Origin of the sequence: Piscinibacter sp., assembly GCF_050175855.1 — a bacterium.
Lineage (GTDB): Bacteria > Pseudomonadota > Gammaproteobacteria > Burkholderiales > Burkholderiaceae_C > Piscinibacter.
On the sequence record NZ_JBFXIO010000496.1, the window covers coordinates 1 to 3204 of the forward strand.

Consider the following 3204-nt stretch of genomic DNA (forward strand, 5'->3'; position numbering starts at 1 on the left):
CGTTGAATTGCATGTCAGAACGTGTAGACGAAGCCGCCGCCGAACCAGTTGCCGCTGCGCTCCAGGCGCGAGTCGATGCTGGTGAAGGCGGAGTTGCTGGGCATGCTGGTCGGCGCGAGCCCCTTGAGCCGGTAGTTCACGATGCCCGCGTTGGCGTAGACGCGCAGGCCCTGGCCGACGTCGTACTCCAGGCCGATCGTGTTGATCGTGGCCGAGTTGGACTGGCCGCGCTCGCTCGGGTTGTCGGTGTCGGCCTGGCCGAGGTAGAGCATGCCGGTGGACGCCGTCCACTTGCCGATGCGGTAGCGCGCGCCGAGCACCACGTCGACCGAGCGGGCGGCGTAGCCCTTGTAGACGCCGCCGCCGAGGTCGGTGCTCCAGTCGACGTTGAAGGGGCTGTTCCAGATGTCGAAGCCGCCGGGGTTCACCGTGCGGCTCTCCAGCAGCTTGGCGTAGGCGCCGCTCCAGCGGTTGGCGCGCACGCCGCCGAGCACCTCGATGCGCGCGTCGACGCGGTAGCGCGCCATCGCCATCGCGATACCCTGGCTGGAGCCGCCGAGCGCCTCGTCGAAGCGGCTGTCGTAGAAGAGGCCCGTGAAGGGCCCGTGGCTGAAGGCGCTGGGCGTGCCGTTGCGGGCGTCCTGCAGCATCACGTCGACCGACAGGTCGCCGCGGCCGTAGTGCACCCACAGCTCGAAGAAGCGGGGCTTGTTGCGCTCCCAGCCGCTCTTGCCCATGTCGTAGGTGCCCTCGACGACCAGGTCGCCTTCGAAGACGTCGAAGGGGCGCGAGGTGTAGCGCACCGCGCGGGTGAGCACGCCGTAACCGGAGCCGCTGGAGGCCCAGGGGTCGGCCAGGCCGATGTCGGTGCCGAAGGGATAGTCGGCCATGCTCCACGCGCGCGTGAGCATCGCGCCGACGCGCAGGCTGCCGTAGTCCTCGTGCGACAGCGCCACGCTCTTGTCGTACCAGAAGCCCTTGAAGTCCTCCTTGCCGTCGCGCCAGCGCTGGCTGATCAGGCCGGAGAGCTTGAAGCCGCGAGGCAGGTCGAATTTCGCGCTGAGGTAGGGCTGCACCAGCGTGACGTGCGTGGTGCCGGCGCCGTAGCCCTTGCCCTGCACCAGCTCGTCGGCCCAGATGAACTCCTTGCCGGCCTGCGGGTCGACCTGGCAGCTGTTGTCCTTGCAGTAGGAGCTGACCCGGGTGGCCTCGGCCTTGACGAAGCCGTTGAGCGTGAAGGGACCGAAGTCGATCGCCTGCGCACTTGCCGCCCAGCCCAGGCCCGCGGCGGCGAGCACGCCGGCACGCATCAGCGCGCGCGGCCGGGGCAGGTTCGGGATCCGGATCGGGTTGGGGAACTCGGCGTGCATGGCGACTCGCTCGGCTGGGGTTGGCGGGTGGATGCGACCATGATCGAGGCAATCATGAAAGCGCTTTCACAGAATAGCGATCGTGGGCGGCTGTCGTCAACGCCCTGGCGTCCGTGTTTTCCCGCGGGCCTTCGGCAGAGCGTCCGTCCGTGCCGCTTGGGGAAAACCAGAGCACGCATGAAAGCGCTTTCACGCAGAATCCGGAGCGTCGTCCATTCGCCTGCAGGTGCGCCATGGCATGCATGAAGGTTCTGACCCGCTTCGTGGTGGGGCTGTCGCTCGCGGCGGGGCTCACGGTCCCTGCGGCCTTCGCCCAGCCCGTCAAGCTTGGCGAAGGCGCCTACCACGTCGGTCCGAAGGGCTCCGACAAGGGCCTGCCCGCGGCACCTTTCCGCACCGGCAAGATGCTCGAGCGCGCCGCGCCGACCAGTCAGTGGTACTCGACGCTGATCTTCCATGCGAAGCCGGCGCCGGTGTTCGTGCAGCCGATGACGGTGCGTACGACGGCCGAGGGCTTCGAGATGGCCCTGCCGTCCAAGGAGGTCACCACCACCGATCGGCGCGACACCGAGATCGCCTATCCACATCGCGATCCGCTGCTGCTGTCGCCGGCGGGTTTTCAGGCCGGGCCGGCCAAGCTCGCCGGCGCCGGCGACTGGTCGATCGACATCTCGATGGCACGCGATGCCGACGACATGCGCATCTCGGTGGCACGCGGCAGCCCGTATGCCTTCGTGCAGCTCTCGCGCGGCGACCTGCGCGTGCGCCTGCCGGCGCCGGGCGAGCGCTTCGACGGCGCCGCCGATCCGCGCGTGCTGGCGCTGCGCATCAAGGGCAAGCACTATGCGCTGTTCGCCCCGGCCGGCGCGCGCTGGGAGCAGGCGTCGCCGACCGAGTGGCTCGCCCGGCTGGACGAGGGCAAGCGCTACGTCTCCGCCGCCGTGCTGCCGGACGACCGCGCCGAGACGCTTGCCTTGCTCGCCCGCCACGCCTACGCCTTCATCCAGGACACCCGCGTGCAGTGGCGCTACGACGTCGGCGCGAGCGAGGTCGAGACGACCTTCACCGCCACGACGCGTGTGATGGAAGGGCCCGACAACGGCCCGCTGTACGGCCTGTACCCGCACCACTGGTTCGAGAACAAGTCGGTGGAGGGCCGCCTCGGCCCGGCCTACGACTCGGTGCGCGGCAAGATCCGCCTGCTGGCCGCGCCCTCGTTCAAGACCGTCTATCCGTACGTCGGCTTCGTGCCGTACTGGCCCGCTGCGGGCGATTCGCCGAAGCGCGAGGAGCTGGCCGACGTGATGAAGTCGGACCTGCGCAACGCGCGGCGGATGATGCTGCCCGAGGGCCAGAGCGCCTACTGGCAGGGCAAGGGCCTGCAGCGCATCTCCAAGCTGATGGACGTGGTCGAGCAGCAGAGCGACACGTCGGGCCGCGACCGGCTCCTGGCCATGATGCAAAAGCGCATCGGCGAGTGGTTCGACGGCGACGACTCGAAGCGCTACTTCTTCCTCGACCGCGCGCTGGGCGCGGTGGCCAGCTACCCGGACGAGTTCTTCGCCATCGAAGAGATCAACGACCACCACTTCTGGTACGGCTACTGGATCCGCACCGCGGCCGAGATCGCCCTGCGCGACCCGGCCTGGGCGGCCAAGGACCGCTGGGGCGGCATGGTCGACTTGCTGGTGGCCGACATCGCCACCGCCGAGCGCGGCCGCGCCGACTTCCCCTTCCTGCGCAACTTCGACCCCTACGAGGGCCACTCCTGGGCCAACGGCCTGGGCGGCGTGGGCGAGTACGGCGTCTACGGCAACAACCAGGAGTCGTCGTC

2 protein-coding genes are annotated in these 3204 nt (G+C 69.2%); one reads left to right on the forward strand and one right to left on the reverse strand.

Annotation, left to right across the window (positions count from 1 at the left end):
- Window positions 1-14 precede the first annotated feature (14 nt).
- Complete coding sequence (locus tag AB7U92_RS24565) at window positions 15-1370, reverse strand: hypothetical protein (protein ID WP_428583070.1); 1356 nt, start codon at window positions 1368-1370, stop codon at window positions 15-17.
- A 242-nt stretch (window positions 1371-1612) separates the two neighbouring features.
- Between AB7U92_RS24565 and AB7U92_RS24570 the strand changes: the two genes are divergently transcribed.
- A partial coding sequence (locus tag AB7U92_RS24570; protein WP_428583072.1) for a glycosyl hydrolase occupies window positions 1613-3204 on the forward strand: 1592 nt, incomplete at its 3' end.

Bases quoted from the DNA above. Each gene is read 5' to 3' on its own strand.
- AB7U92_RS24565 (WP_428583070.1), bottom strand. From the start codon at position 1,370: ATGCACGCCGAGTTCCCCAACCCGATCCGGATCCCGAACCTGCCCCGG.